This is a genomic window from Staphylococcus sp. mip270_02 (assembly GCF_054031535.1).
Genome location: NZ_CM132934.1, coordinates 753,332 through 767,172 on the forward strand (window position 1 = coordinate 753,332; position 13,841 = coordinate 767,172).

General features: G+C 32.5%; 14 protein-coding genes and 1 riboswitch. Of the genes, 9 read left to right on the forward strand and 5 right to left on the reverse strand.

The window, feature by feature from the left end; genetic code table 11:
- The first annotated feature begins 107 nt into the window (after positions 1-107).
- Entirely contained in the window at positions 108-965 is an 858-nt protein-coding gene (locus ACW5YJ_RS03295; protein ID WP_457338475.1) for a fructosamine kinase family protein, read from the forward strand.
- Between the two features lie 68 nt (positions 966-1,033).
- Here ACW5YJ_RS03295 and ACW5YJ_RS03300 read toward each other — a convergent pair whose 3' ends face one another.
- Positions 1,034-1,267, reverse strand: a complete 234-nt coding sequence (locus ACW5YJ_RS03300) for a DUF896 domain-containing protein (protein WP_017723807.1) — start codon at positions 1,265-1,267, stop codon at positions 1,034-1,036.
- Positions 1,245-2,222: an LLM class oxidoreductase gene (locus ACW5YJ_RS03305; RefSeq protein ID WP_017723806.1), complete on the reverse strand. Its 978-nt coding sequence runs from the start codon at positions 2,220-2,222 to the stop codon at positions 1,245-1,247. The genes ACW5YJ_RS03300 and ACW5YJ_RS03305 overlap by 23 nt, the downstream gene beginning before the upstream one ends.
- Positions 2,223-2,524: 302 nt before the next feature.
- On the opposite strand from ACW5YJ_RS03305, the gene ACW5YJ_RS03310 reads away from it, so the two are divergent.
- On the forward strand, positions 2,525-3,316 hold the full coding sequence (locus ACW5YJ_RS03310; protein WP_457338476.1) for a trypsin-like serine peptidase: 792 nt from the start codon (positions 2,525-2,527) through the stop codon (positions 3,314-3,316).
- Between the two features lie 128 nt (positions 3,317-3,444).
- On the opposite strand, the gene ACW5YJ_RS03315 is transcribed toward ACW5YJ_RS03310, so the two are convergent.
- Entirely contained in the window at positions 3,445-4,008 is a 564-nt protein-coding gene (locus ACW5YJ_RS03315) for a TetR/AcrR family transcriptional regulator (protein ID WP_017723804.1), read from the reverse strand.
- 181 nt (positions 4,009-4,189) lie between these two features.
- Positions 4,190-5,161, reverse strand: a complete 972-nt coding sequence (locus tag ACW5YJ_RS03320; RefSeq protein ID WP_457338477.1) for a DMT family transporter — start codon at positions 5,159-5,161, stop codon at positions 4,190-4,192.
- A gap of 356 nt (positions 5,162-5,517) precedes the next feature.
- Between ACW5YJ_RS03320 and ACW5YJ_RS03325 the strand changes: the two genes are divergently transcribed.
- The 3 genes from ACW5YJ_RS03325 (at position 5,518) to ACW5YJ_RS03335 (ending at position 8,716) form a co-directional block, all read left to right on the forward strand.
- On the forward strand, positions 5,518-6,870 hold the full coding sequence (locus ACW5YJ_RS03325; RefSeq protein ID WP_017723802.1) for an amino acid permease: 1,353 nt from the start codon (positions 5,518-5,520) through the stop codon (positions 6,868-6,870).
- 56 nt (positions 6,871-6,926) lie between these two features.
- Entirely contained in the window at positions 6,927-7,871 is a 945-nt protein-coding gene (locus ACW5YJ_RS03330; protein WP_017723801.1) for a nucleoside hydrolase, read from the forward strand.
- A 323-nt stretch (positions 7,872-8,194) separates the two neighbouring features.
- Positions 8,195-8,716: a M23 family metallopeptidase gene (locus ACW5YJ_RS03335; RefSeq protein ID WP_182477200.1), complete on the forward strand. Its 522-nt coding sequence runs from the start codon at positions 8,195-8,197 to the stop codon at positions 8,714-8,716.
- A gap of 101 nt (positions 8,717-8,817) precedes the next feature.
- On the opposite strand, the gene ACW5YJ_RS03340 is transcribed toward ACW5YJ_RS03335, so the two are convergent.
- On the reverse strand, positions 8,818-9,171 hold the full coding sequence (locus tag ACW5YJ_RS03340) for a DUF488 domain-containing protein (RefSeq protein WP_017723799.1): 354 nt from the start codon (positions 9,169-9,171) through the stop codon (positions 8,818-8,820).
- A 137-nt stretch (positions 9,172-9,308) separates the two neighbouring features.
- On the opposite strand from ACW5YJ_RS03340, the gene ACW5YJ_RS03345 reads away from it, so the two are divergent.
- From ACW5YJ_RS03345 to ACW5YJ_RS03360, 4 genes are all read left to right on the forward strand, one after another.
- Positions 9,309-9,737, forward strand: a complete 429-nt coding sequence (locus ACW5YJ_RS03345) for a 6-pyruvoyl trahydropterin synthase family protein (protein ID WP_457338478.1) — start codon at positions 9,309-9,311, stop codon at positions 9,735-9,737.
- 232 nt (positions 9,738-9,969) lie between these two features.
- Positions 9,970-11,013, forward strand: coding sequence for a PTS sugar transporter subunit IIC (locus tag ACW5YJ_RS03350; protein WP_017723797.1), 1,044 nt, complete (start codon positions 9,970-9,972; stop codon positions 11,011-11,013).
- Positions 11,014-11,539: 526 nt separating this feature from the next.
- Entirely contained in the window at positions 11,540-12,286 is a 747-nt protein-coding gene (locus ACW5YJ_RS03355; RefSeq protein WP_457338479.1) for an aggregation-promoting factor C-terminal-like domain-containing protein, read from the forward strand.
- 207 nt (positions 12,287-12,493) lie between these two features.
- A riboswitch (SAM riboswitch) is annotated at positions 12,494-12,604 on the forward strand.
- Positions 12,605-12,663: 59 nt separating this feature from the next.
- Positions 12,664-13,821 carry an aminotransferase class I/II-fold pyridoxal phosphate-dependent enzyme gene (locus ACW5YJ_RS03360; RefSeq protein ID WP_457338480.1) on the forward strand — a complete coding sequence of 386 codons (1,158 nt, stop codon included), beginning with the start codon at positions 12,664-12,666 and terminating at the stop codon, positions 13,819-13,821.
- Positions 13,822-13,841: the final 20 nt, after the last annotated feature.

A 13,841-nucleotide genomic window follows, 5' to 3' on the forward strand; every position in this document is an offset into this window, starting at 1 on the left:
AAACTTTCACATATAATTTATTTGAACATGTGAGTGATTACATAAGTTAAAAAAGGCAATAATAATGATGTATTTATTTTTAATTATAATAATTGGAGGTATAACTCATGAAACAGTCATGGCAAACACAATTGCCTTTAAATAATATAAAGTTTATAACACCTGTTAGCGGGGGAGATGTAAACGAAGCATTTAAAATTGAGACAACTGAGGGAGCCTATTTTCTATTAGTTCAACGAAACCGAAAGGCATCTTTTTTTGCCGCAGAAATTTCAGGTTTAAAACTTTTTGAAGAGGCGGAAGTTACTGCACCACGAGTAATAGGTAGTGGTGAAATTGAGGGCGATGCTTATTTATTATTAACTTATTTAGATGAAGGTCGTACAGGAAGTCAAGAAGCATTAGGGGAATTAGTAGCCCAAATGCATAGTAAACAACAAGCAAATGGCAAGTTTGGTTTTGATTTACCTTATGAAGGTGGAGATATAACATTTGATAATAGTTGGACAGATAATTGGATAACATTATTTGTGAATCGACGCTTAGATCATCTGAAAGCAACTTTAGTAGAGCAAGGGGCTTGGAGCGACGACGATGTTTCACAATATGAATCTGTACGTTCAGTAATTGTAGATACATTAAAACAACATCCAAGTAAACCCTCTTTATTGCACGGTGATTTATGGGGTGGAAATTATATGTTCCTGACAGATGGTTCACCAGCGTTATTTGACCCAGCGCCATTATATGGTGACAGAGAATTTGATTTAGGTATTACTACTGTCTTTGGTGGTTTTACAGAGGCATTTTACAATGAATATGACAAACATTATCCACTAAACGAAGATGTAGAAAAGCGTCTCGAATTCTATAGATTGTACTTATTGATGGTTCATTTAGTTAAATTTGGTGGCATGTATGCGGGAAGTGTTAAACGTTCTATGAAACAAATCTTGTCACAATAAGATATAAAAAAGGAGCGAGCAAGCAATCTATCTTTAACTAGATTGCTGACTCACTCCTTTTTTGTGTTTTAATTAAGGTCTAATGTGCCCATTTCTTCACGTAATTTATAAACTTTATCAGGTGTTACGTCTTCACCTAATGGATCAACTACTTTCATTGTTGAAAATGTATTAATAACTTGTCCACGAATCATTTGTAAATATTCTTGTCTTAATATGTGTTGTTCTTGTTTTTCTTCAACACTCAATGCTTCTACTTTTTCTTTATTTGCAAGTTCATTAATTCTGTCTAATAATGTCATTTTTATGTTCCTCCTGTAATATATGTGGCGGGAAATGTGGTATTACATAATCGCCAATTTCTGTTAATAATGATTTATATGATCTGCTATTTGATTTTAAATGTAACATAATATGATTTGTGCCGATTTTTTCATAGGCTTTTAGAATTTTTATTAAAGTATTTCTACCTAACCGATAACCACCTTTAACAGGTTTCACTAATTCGTTCGGTTGGTTTGATAAATCTACAACAAGCGGATGCATAAATGGTTTGAAAGTATCATTGTTGTGCCAATCTTGAAGTAGCGCTTTCTGTTGTTGAAATGGTTGTGGGTAAAACATTAAGCCGTCCATATTGGACTTTAACCAAGACATTTGTTGTTTTGAATAGCCTGTCGCAAACATTGGGATATGTTTATGCTTTGGCAACATTTGTAGTCCTGAGTCTGCATATAATTCAAATATTGAGTTCGATATATCTGGTGAATGTACTTGCCATAACTCATTTATAGCCATAATAGTATCTTGAAATTTTTCGGTTAACTGTTCTTCTTTTATCTTAAATGTAGGAAATTCAAATTTACGGTCTCCTGTTGCCATACCTAACAAAAAGCGCTCATTTGAAATTAAGTCAAGAGAAGTAGCTGCCTTAGCTATATGAATTGGATGACGTAATGTAGCAACAATACTAGAGGTCCCGAGAGCGATTTTAGATGTTTTGGCACTGAGATAAGATAAAAATACAAACGGATCGTAGTTTGTCGTTACATTTCCTAGATGTGGACTATAAAGCGGACTGTCACGCACAAATAGGCTAGTAAATCCGAGTTCTTCAGCATATTGAGCTAACTCAATTTGATTTTCAAATGATAATTCATGGTCTTCCGAATTGTCGAAAGGAAATGCTAACCCTAAGGTCAAGTGATCCTTTTGAAAAGTTCGTTGGAACCCATGATGGTGTTGGATTGTTGTCACGTCTATCCCTCCTAACTTTTAATTTACAACACGAATCGTCTAACTAACACCTGTTGCATAGTTATATTGTATAACGTGTTTCTAATTATAGCAAACAACATGTTTATGCATATATCGTGTAAACAACACATAATCATAAATGTTGCTTAAATACGTAAAATCTTTATTTAATGAATATAAATTATTCTATGTATAATGAAATGATTTTTTGTAAAGAAATTTAAAATATAATATAATTTGATTATTTTTAGAAAATTCTTTAAATTGAAGAAGAGATTTATATTTTATTGGAGGGTTAATTTATGTTGAAAAGAATATTAATTAATAGTATCTCATGTGCTTTTATCGCTGTATTGTCATTAGCAATGTTTAATAGTGATAGTAAGATTGATGCTCAGAGTACTAATGCTACAGCACAGAGTACTGAAGCAACGCAAAATACAGCAGAACGTCCTGCTGAAAACAAAGCAATGCCAAGAGTTATATTACCCAACGAAGATAGAACACAAATTGAAAATACAAACAGTGGACATTATCAATCTATTGGTTATATAAATATTGGAAACAATATCGCGACAGGTGTTGTAATAGATAAGAATACGGTGTTAACGAATAAGCATGTTGCAGACCTTTCGGATGGCAACATGACCTTTGCACCAGCTGCCAAAGATGCTAATACATTTCCTAATGGTACTTTTACTGAAAAAGAAATAAAAGCATACCCTGGTGAGGAAGATTTAGTTGTTGTTCATTTTAATGAAAATAAAAACGGTCAATCAGTAGGTGATGTTGTTCAACCAGCAACGTTACAAGATGCTTCAAATGTTAGTGAAGGCGAACCTATAACGGTTACTGGGTATCCTGGAGATAAGTCACTAGCGACAATGTGGGAAAGTAAAGGAGAAATTTTAGCTAATAATAGTAATATACTTACATATGATGCGAGTACTTATGGTGGTAATTCTGGTTCACCACTCTTTAATGAAAATAATGAAGTTATTGGATTGCATCAAGGTGGTATTGAGGGTGAAAGTAATAGCGCAGTGGCGATAACAGGTAAAGTGTTAGATTTTATAAATGAAAATAGAGAATAAAGAATTAAAAAATACATTTGATATGTTTGAAAATGTAATGTGATATTTAAATTACAGTATAAAATATAAAGCGGAGCTATAAAATCAAAAATATCATTTGATTTTATAGCTCCGCTCTTTAAATATATTTAATTAGTATTTTGATTCATTAAGAAAGGAAGTGCTTGTTTAATATACGTTTGTGCTGGTAATTGACTCGTATGGAACCAATGCTTAGCTGTTCCATAAAGCCCCCAAGACAAGAACCTCGCAGTTGTAGCAAGCGTTTCACGATTTTCGTTAACGTGTTGTTGTACTAGCAGTGTTAGAAAGATATCCTCTAATTCTTCTTTTACTTTTTTTTCTACAACTTGACCATAAGCTTCACTATTTAATTTGCATTCGTTATGAGTCTCTTGAATATAGCTTGTGATAGTAATAAAACTTTTACATAGCGTTTCTTCATTGAGTTCCGTTGATACATTTAATGAATAATTTAAGTTTTTAAGTAAAGTTTCTGATAATGTATAATCCATGATGTCATATTTATCATAAAAATGAGCATAGAACGTTGCACGATTAACAGTTGCACGGTCTGTAATGTCTTTCACTGTTATGGATTGAAGTTTCTTTTCTTTTGCTATAGCTCGGAAGGCATCCATTAATAATTTTTTAGTTCTGGTAATTCTTGGGTCAACATGAGTTGTCGGCATTGACCTTGAACCTCCTTTAATTTATATCACTAGCAATGCTATTTGATATAAATTATCTTGCTTTCAAATAAGAATGTCAATGTGACTGTTTAGTTCAAATTGTAGATATAGTGTTCATTATATTTTATTAGTCATTTTTGAAAATGTGACGAAATAGTATACATTGATATGATTTGATATATTAGCTGAATTTTTGAATATCACTATTGTTTTCTCTAATTTTGGCATTCATAAAGCTATAAACAAAAATACCTAATGTGATAATAATGATACCAATAATACTAATAGGATCTGGTAAAGGTAACCCCAGAAATAACATTTCACCAATGAGTGTAAAGATTATTTCAGTAGCTTGAGTTGCTTCAACAGCAGCTAATTTAGCTTGGTTGTTTTTTACTAAATTTGTAGCATAGAAAAAGAGTGTAGTCGCGATGATACCAGAAAATATAGCGACTAAAAAAGTTTGTAATACTTGATTAGAAGAAGGGAATCCACTTTTAAAAACACCGATTACAAAGATAGTAATCCAGATAGGTAACGTGACTAAGGTCATACCATAAATACGTTCAATTGTTGTTAATTCATTATCTACAAGTTCCATCATTTTACGGTTACCCAACGGATAACTGAAAGCTCCAACGATAAGTGGAACAACAGAGAGAATAAAGGTTTGCATTTCTATGGACGTAATTTGAGGTATTTGAACTAACACGACACCAAACACCATAACGCTAGAAGTACTAACAGAGCGCCAAGAAATACGTTCTCTAACTTTAATTAATTGTTTATCAAACTGAATATATTCATAAAATAAAGGTGCAAGTAATAAACCACATATAATTGTTAGTTGCCATGTTGCTGATATCAACCAACCTGGGCTGTAATTGGAGACAAATGTAATGGGAATATAGAAAAAGACGAAACCAAGAGTACTCCAAAGTAACCATTGTAAAAAGTACTTTTTAATATGTTCAAGTATGTATCCATGTCTTTTTTTTATATAAACAAAAATAAAAAGAAATGGGAACATAAATATAAAACGTAATGAAGCACTAAATAACCAATTTCCACCACTACTTGCCATAGAATGATTTAGTATAAAAGTGATTGAAAAAAATAATGCTCCGAGAATACCTATAAAAATCGCGCGCATTAAATCCCCCCTCAGATATATATAAGTTAATATTTTTAATTTAACAGTTTTTATAATATAAGCAAGAGGAGAATATTTATGGGTGCGATATAAATATTGTATAAAAAACTTTTTGAAAAATAATTTAAGTTGAAATATGAATATAGTTGATTTATGATTGTGATATTATGTAAGCGCATACATAAAGTGATTTAACTTTTTTATTATTGAGTTAATAGTAAATATAATAGGGGAAATTATTTGCTAAAAGCATGTTAATACACTTTTAATGTGAATTTGGTGTAACTTTCTTGTTCAAGTGAAAAAGTAGTAAAATAGAAATGTGCGCATATTTCAAGGTTAAGGGGTTAGGAACTATGGCAGACAGATTAAAGAGAGAGTTAAGTAATAGGCATATACAATTAATTGCTATTGGTGGCGCAATAGGTACAGGTCTGTTCTTAGGAGCTGGACAGTCTATTAGTTTGGCAGGTCCATCAATTTTACTAACATATATTATCGTAGGATTTGCCTTATTTATGTTTATGAGGGCTATGGGGGAAATGTTACTTTCAGATACAAAATTCAATTCATTTGCGGATATAACAAATGAATATGTTGGGCCGCTCGCTGGTTTTATTACTGGTTGGACTTATTGGTTAACATGGATTATTTCCGGTATGGCAGAGGTTACAGCCGTAGCTAAATATGTATCATTTTGGTATCCAGAAATTCCAAATTGGTTATCGGCATTAGCTTGTGTCTTATTGCTAATGTCATTCAATTTACTAAGTACGAGATTGTTTGGAGAATTAGAATTTTGGTTTGCTATTATTAAAGTTGTTACTATCATCGCATTAATTATTATAGGTATTGTTATGATTGTAATGGCTTATCAAACGCCATTTGGGCATGCAAGTGTTTCTAATATTTACAATAACGGAGGGATTTTTCCCAACGGTATATCTGGATTTTTAATGTCATTCCAGATGGCGATTTTTTCTTTCCTTGGTATTGAAATGATTGGAATTACAGCAGGAGAAACTAAAAATCCTCATAAAACTATTCCACAGGCTATTAATAATGTACCATTTAGAATTCTAATATTTTATATCGGTGCTCTAGCAATTATTATTTCTATTATACCTTGGAATCAATTAGATCCAGATAGCAGTCCATTTGTTAAAGTTTTTGCGTTAGTCGGTATCCCATTTGCTGCAGGGATTATTAATTTTGTTGTATTAACTGCAGCGGCATCTGCTTGTAATAGTGGGATATTTGCAAATAGTAGAACATTGTTTGGATTAGCAGATAGAAAACAAGCGCCACCTAAGTTCCAAGTAACGAATCGTAGAGGTGTACCTGTTACAGCAATTTTAGTGACATGTATATTATTGCTTTTTGCAGTACTACTAAATTATTTTATACCTAATGCGACAACTGTATTCGTTTATATTAGTACTGTTTCAACAGTATTAAACATATTTTTATGGACATTGATTATGATTGCGTATTATAGATATACACGAGCTCGACCTGATTTGCATAAAGGAAGTAAATTTAAAATGCCTGGTGGTAAAGTAATGGCATTATGTATCATCATATTTTTTGCTTTTATTTTTTGTGTATTATTTGTAAATCCAGAAACACGAATAGGTGTAATCTTTGCGCCATTGTGGTTAGTTGTACTTGCAATTATGTATAGACAGTACAAAAAACATGCAGTCTAATAACTTTTAACTTTGAAATATACACGGCATGTATTTTTATGATTGGAGTGAAGAATATGAGTAAAAAAATTATTATGGATTGTGATCCAGGTCATGATGACGCGATTGCGTTAATATTAGCAGGAGCTAAAAATAGTACGTTAGATATATTGGCTGTAACAACAGTGGCTGGTAATCAATCAGTTGAAAAAAATACCAAAAATGCTTTAAACGTATTGGAAGTAATGGGAAGAGGAGATATTAGTGTATCTGTCGGTGCTACAAGACCACTGATCAAGCCAGCTTCATTTGCATCACAAATACATGGTAATAGTGGATTAGATGGTCCAAAATTACCAGAAGTACCTTCGTTGAAACCAACGCAAAGTCATGCCGCTGATGTAATAATTGAAACACTAAAACATAGTGAGGAACCTGTAACGCTAGTGGCTACAGGCCCTTTAACGAATATTGCAACGGCTTTAATTAAAGAGCCGAGTATTACGCAATATATAGATTCTATAACGATTATGGGTGGAGGAACCTTTGGAAATTGGACACCTACTGCAGAATTTAATATTTGGGTTGATGCTGAAGCGGCCAAACGTGTATTTGACTGTGGCGTACCTATCAACGTGTTTGGCTTAGATGTAACGCATCAAGTATTGGCAAACGATGCCATTATCAACAGGTTCAAAGCAATCGACAATCAAATTGCAAAATTTGTTGTAGAACTTTTAGAATTCTTTAAATCTACATATAAAACACACTTTAATATGGATGGAGGGCCTATACATGATGCTTGTACAATTTTGTATTTGTTGCAACCTGATTTATTTACAATGCAACAAACACATGTTGATATCGAGCACCAAAGTGCGCTTACCTATGGAACGATGGCTGTTGATTTAAATAATATTACAAATAAGGAAAAAAATGCTTATTTTGCGACTGCTGTAAATGTTGAACGCGTATGGACATTAATGGAAGACATACTTAAAAGTTATAGTGATGACCAATAACTTTTAAATATAGATATAAATAATGAAAACTTACATGGATGTTGTATGCACACCGTTTGGTTGCGCTATAATACCATGTAAAATAATAATTGCGTAGTTTTGAGTTAATTGTGGAAGCGAAAATAAGAAACTGCATTTCCCTCTCAATTTTTACGTCAAACTAAAGTATGAGGTTCTTTTTAAGCGGATTATTAGTTTTTTGGGACTATAAAAAGTATACTTATGAACTAATAATAACTATTTAAAAGGTGATTCATTTAGTGAAAAATACGTTGAAAACAATTGTGTTATTAATCATTATAATCGTTCCATTTATTTTCTTGATGGCGAATATGGATTATATACAAAAAAGTATAAATGAAAATTTTTCAGAAATCAGTAACCAAAATAATAAAAATGACCGATCGACATCTTATACAGATTTTTTTGATCGAAGCAGAGAAACAGAAAATTTTGGTAAATATGAGTTTAGTGGTTTTGATGGGAAACATTATGGGATAGATTATGATTTGCCTGAAGATACGCCGGTTAAAGCCGCAACAGATGGCAAGGTTACTCGCACATTTGAGAATGACTTAGGTGGCAAAGTAGTGCAAATAGCTGAAACGAACGGACAGTATCACCAATGGTATATGCATTTAAATCAATTTAAAGTTAAAGTAGGAGACAATGTACAAGCGGGAGATGTAATTGCACTTTCTGGTAATACAGGAGAACAAACGACTGGGTCTCACCTTCATTTTCAGAGAATGAATGGTGGCATCGGTAATGACTATGCAGAAGACCCTAAAGATTTTGTTGAAAAATTACCAGATGGTGAGAAAAGTTTATATGAACTAAAATGACTAGAGTGTATATTGTGACATCATAAAAAAACTACCGCTTACCCTAAGGTTCTGATAGGGTAAACGGTAGTTTTACGTTCATTTATTTTAATTATAGTTGTTTACTGTAATAACGCTTGAAGCACAACAGCTTGATTATGTTTTTTATCTTTAGCGGCAAATAATAAAATGATATCTTTATCAGTCTCAGAAACTTTATTTTGCAATTCTTCAAATGCTTGTTTTTGGCTAATATTTTCGCGAAGTTCTTTCTCGTACTTTTCTTTAAAAGCAGCATATAACTTGGGATCATGGTTAAACCATTTTCTTAATTCAGAAGTTGGCGCCACTTCTTTGATCCAATGATCTAAATTTGCATCGTCCTTAGCTACACCTCTTGGCCATACGCGATCTACGAGTATCCGTAAGCCTTCTTGCTGTTTGTCTTCATAAATTCTTTGAATATATACCGTCATATAATAAATCTCCTCCAATATTTATCTAATTAGTTTTATCATTACCTTTAAAAATTGAATAAGAAACATTTATAGATAAGTATGTACTTGTTCTATAAAAGGGTATATTAATAAAAATGACTATAGGAGTGATCGTAATGACTAAATTTGATCATATTCAACCACCTGGCCAGTTTAAATATCGCAATGGTCAAGTTTTGATAAAGAATTATTATAAATTCACTTGTGATAATCGAATTTATTTTACAAATACAGTGCATAAAGACCTAGAAGATCAACAATATCAATTTAATATTGAGATTTTATCAGATATAGATAAATATGGTTTAGCATTAGATTTCAATGAAGTAGATAAATTATACCAAACAGAAATTGAACCGTATTTAGATGGTCAGTTGGTAAATGACACACTACCCGAAATGAATACAACTGCTGAAAATATTGCTATATGGATATGGGAACAATTTGAAAAAAGTTTACCTAAGGAAACCCAATTGCAAAAATTGGAATTTTTTGAAACAGCATCTCAAGGGCTGGTACTAACAACAAATTTAATGAAACGCTAAAATTTGTTGATTATGAAAACATGTTAATTATATATAGAAGTAGGTAGCCGAAAGCGAATTTAAAATTTCGATTTGGGCTACCTATTTTTTATGCTGTAATATTTTAATCATAGTTGTGAAATTTTAATTGTTAATTTGATATAAAAATATTTGAGGAAAATACAGGAACAATATTCTGAAAATTAAGAAAATATGATATATTAGTATTTATTTCAGCTTAGGGGGAACTTCTATGATTAAAGTAAGTCCAAAACAATTTTTATATAATGTACTATCTGGTGTAGCAATTGCCATAGTAGCAGGGTTAATACCTAATGCTATCTTAGGGGAACTATTCAAACTTTTCGCTCCTAAGTACCAGCTTTTTCAAACATTATTACAAGTAGTAGAAAGTATTCAATTTACTGTACCATTATTAGTTGGTGCACTTATAGCAATGCGGTTCAATTTATCACCTTTAGCAACAGCTGTTGTGGCAAGCTCTGCTTTTGTGGGGAGTGGCGCAGCGCAATTTAAAGATGGTGCTTGGATGCTTGTAGGTGTTGGAGATCTTATTAACACAATGATCACTGCAGCAATTGCTGTATTTTTAATATTAGTCGTTGGAGAAAGATTTGGTAGTTTAACGTTAATTATTCTGCCGACCATTGTCGGTGTTATAGCTAGCTTTATTGGCGTACTTATATTGCCATATGTCCAAATGATTACAACTGGTATTGGTAATTTAGTCAATACATTTACAGAATTGCAACCAGTATTGATGTCTATGCTTATTGCATTAGTATTTAGTTTTATAATTATTTCACCTATATCAACTGTAGCAACTGCATTAGCTATAGGTATTAGTGGTCTAGCGGCTGGTTCTGCTTCACTTGGGATTGTGGCATGTGAAGGTGCATTAGTTGCAGGGACGTTAAAGGTAAATAGAGCAGGCGTACCTCTGACAATCTTTTTAGGTGGTGTGAAAATGATGATACCTAATATGGTAAGGCATCCTATTATTTTACTTCCAATCTTTTCAAATGCGCTAATCACTGGTTTTGTTGGTGCGCTCATAGGAATTGGTGGAACAAAAGAATCAGCAGGTTTTGGAATTATTGGGCTTGTTGGACCAATAAGTGCATTTAGATTTATGGAACATTCAGTATTATTAACTTTAATATACGTATTTATTGCGTTTTTTGTAGTTCCATTTGTAATGGGCTATTTGATAAATACATTTTATATGAAAACGTTGAAATTATATGATAGAGAAATTTTTAAATTCTTGGCGTAAAATTATATATAACGTTTAAAATGTATAGTTGTTTTTGTAATATAATGTAATGTTTTGAATGTTGGATAAAATAATAAAGTATATTAAAAAGGCCACAAAACAGTGGTCTTTTTAAATTTTAGACAAAAAAATTTGCAAGTTTTACTCCAAAATATATATTTTTTATCCTTTTATTATTTTACAGTTATGTAACAAAAAGGTTTGCTGTAATAATTCAGACAATGTAAAACCATTCGATGATAAAGGAACGAAGCTTAATATACCAGTGCTATACACAATATATTTTGAAAACAATGCAAGAATTATGCATTACAAAACAAAACAACAGTATTTCAATGTTACAAATAGACTTTTCTTTTGTAACGTTTTGTTATGTAAGTGTAATATAAATGGGCGAAATATGTGTTATATTATTTGTGGCGAAAAAATAAAGCATAAAAATTAATCGATTTTAGCACATACGATAAATAATTTAACGAAAATATAATTTTACTTAAAAAGATTTTAATTGGAGGATTTTTTAATTATGAAGAAAACAATTTTAGCATCATCATTAGCAGTAGCATTAGGTGTAACAGGATATGCAACAACAGTAGATCACAATCAAGCTCACGCTTCAGAAGAAAATATCGACAAAGCGCATTTAGCTGATTTAGCTCAAAACAATCCTGAAGAATTAAACCAAAAACCATTACACGCTGGAGCGTATAACTATAACTTCGTTTTAGGTGGAAATGAATATACATTCACTTCAAATGGTCAATCTTGGTCATGGAATTACACAGCTGCAGGTGCTCAAAGTGCAACTTCTAATTCAGTACAAGATGTAACTACTCAAGCAACTACAAATACTAACGAAACTTCAGCTAGCGAAGTAAGTGCTCAAAAACAATCAAGTAATACTCCAGTAGCAGCAGTTGAAGCTCCTAAAGCTTCATCTAACTCAAATGTTCAAACTGCACAAACAAGCGTTGCAACTAAAACTTATAAAGCTGCTCAAACATCAGCTGCATCAACTGGTGGATCAGTTAAAGCTCAATTCTTAGCTGCAGGTGGTACAGAAGCTATGTGGAATTCAATTGTAATGCCTGAATCAAGCGGTAACCCAAATGCTGTTAACCCAGCAGGTTACAGAGGTTTAGGTCAAACTAAAGAATCATGGGGAACTGGTTCAGTAGCTAGCCAAACTAAAGGTATGATTAACTACGGTGAAAGCCGTTACGGTTCAATGGAAGCAGCGATGGCTTTCCGTGCTTCTAATGGATGGTGGTAGGATCTAAATAACTAAATAGAAACGTTTAGTTATCTTAGGTTGAACAACCCGGAACATTTATGTTCCGGGTTTTATTATTTTATTCTATGTTTTTATGTGAGTGATATCTAGGTCTTATTATTCTATAAGATTTTGATGTCACTTTTTGTTTTATAAGTAGATTGACAAGCGTGAATATTCTGATAAAATTAATGGTAATTTAAAATAAACTTATCCAGAGAAGCTGAGGGATTTGGCCTGATGAAGCTTCAGCAACAGACTTTGATATAAAAGTACTGTGCTTACTTCCAACAAGCGTTAATGCTTGAAAGATAGGTGACATGTGTAACTATATGCCACACAGGTCGGCATATAGTTTTTTTAATAGGAGGAGTTTTATGGCAATTTCGGATAGATTGGCACAGATACCAGATAGTTATTTTGCAAAAACAATGGGACAGAAAGTAGAACATGGTCCTTTGCCATTAATTAATATGGCTGTAGGTATCCCTGATGGTGAAACTCCCAAGGGAATTATTGACTGTTTTGCTGATGCGCTACGTCAGCCTGATAATCAAAAGTATGTTGCTTTCCATGGTAAAGACTCATTTAAGCAAGCAATAGTAGATTTTTATCAAAGACAATTTCAAGTTGAATTAGATAAAGAAGATGAAGTATGTATACTATATGGTACTAAAAATGGTCTTGTAGGTTTACCTACATGTATCGTTAACCCAGGAGAAAATGTATTACTACCAGATCCAGGATATACGGATTATAAAGCAGGAGTGTTACTTGCCGATGCACAACCACAACCACTCGTTTTAGAGCCGCCTTATTATTTGCCTCAGTGGGACAGAATAAGCAAAGAAACATTACTCAATACACGTTTAGTTTATTTGACTTATCCAAATAACCCGACAGGTTCAGTTGCTACAAAATCAGTATTTGAGGAAGCGATTGAGCGTTTTAAGGGAACAAAAACAAAGATTGTTCATGATTTTGCCTATAGTGCCTTTGGCTTTGATGCTAAAAATCCTAGTATATTACAAGCAGATGGAGCAAAAGACCTAGCAGTAGAAGTATTTTCATTATCTAAAGGATATAATATGTCAGGTTTTAGAGTTGGATTTGCAGTAGGAAATAAAGATATTATACAAGCATTAAAAAAATATCAGTCACATACACATGCAGGTATGTTTGGTGCATTGCAGGACGCAGCAACATATGCTTTGAATAATTATGATGATTTTCTAGAAGAGCAAAATATAACATTTAAACGTCGTAGAAATGAATTTGAAGCTAAATTGCAACAAGTGGACATACCTTTTGAACCAATGAAAGGTGGTATTTTCTTATGGTTACGTACACCGAAAGACTTTGATGGAGAAAGTTTTGTTGATTATTTATTACAAGAACAGTCAATTCTTGTTGCACCAGGTATACCATTTGGAGAACATGGAAAGCATTATGTGCGTATTTCTTTAGCTTTAGATGATGCATCGTTACTAGAGGCTACGGAAAGAATACAATCGCTTAAGCACCTTTATGAATAGAATAAATATTATTGGAGTGA